At 45.5% G+C, this 796-nt stretch carries 1 protein-coding gene and 1 pseudogene; both read left to right on the top strand.

Annotation, left to right across the window (positions count from 1 at the left end; translation table 11 throughout):
* Positions 1–279: pseudogene (locus LD39_RS21565) on the top strand (acetyl-CoA acetyltransferase); the annotation flags it as partial.
* A gap of 14 nt (positions 280–293) precedes the next feature.
* Positions 294–701 carry a PaaI family thioesterase gene (locus LD39_RS21560; RefSeq protein ID WP_035554023.1) on the top strand — a complete coding sequence of 136 codons (408 nt, stop codon included), beginning with the start codon at positions 294–296 and terminating at the stop codon, positions 699–701.
* Positions 702–796: the final 95 nt, after the last annotated feature.

Below are 796 nucleotides of genomic sequence, written 5' to 3'. Positions count from 1 at the left end.
CAAAAAACTAAAAAAACAGTGGAAGACATAGGACTGGTTGAATTGAATGAAGCGTTCGCCTCACAATCGCTGGCCGTCATCCGTGAACTTGGGCTCGATCATGACAGGGTAAATGTGAACGGCGGTGCAATCGCGCTTGGACACCCAGTCGGTGCAAGCGGTGCCAGGATCATGACGACTTTGATCCACGAAATGAAAAGACGAGAGGAACCACTTGGTGTTGCGACCTTATGTGCTGGAGGCGGACAAGGGATGGCAATGATGCTCGAGTTAGTATGAGGAGGTGCCGTTAAATGACGACAACGTTGGAAGAAGTCAGGGAGAGTTTTGAAACGAGCCCATTCTTCGAACATATCGGTTTTGAAATCGATCGTTTTGAAGCGGGTGATGTCATATTGAAACTGACTGTTCACGACAAGCTGCTGAATGCGAATGGAAAGCTGCACGGCGGTGTCCACGCTTCAATGATAGATATTATTTTAGGCATGGCGATTCGCTCAACGACAAAAACAAGATGTACAACGATCAGCCTTAATACACATTACCTTGCTTCTTTGAGCAACGGGACTGTCATGGCAAAAGGCAGAATCCTACAGCAAGGATATAAGATCGTGACCGCTGAAGGAGAACTATATGATGATAGAGGAGAAATGATCGCAAAAGGAATGGGGTCATACAAATTGCTACGAACATCTGAGTAGCTTGAAGGGGCTGGGACAAAAGTGTGTTAGCCATTCTAAAAAACCGAACGATGGTGAAATTCTTATGATAAGATTTCACCATCGTTCGGTTTTTT

This window comes from Halobacillus sp. BBL2006 (genome assembly GCF_000786645.1).
Lineage (GTDB): Bacteria > Bacillota > Bacilli > Bacillales > Halobacillaceae > Halobacillus.
This window is presented reverse-complemented; position numbering and strand designations above follow the sequence as displayed.

Coding starts and splice junctions, on each gene's coding strand:
- LD39_RS21560 (WP_035554023.1), top strand. CDS start 294: ATGACGACAACGTTGGAAGAAGTCAGGGAGAGTTTTGAAACGAGCCCA.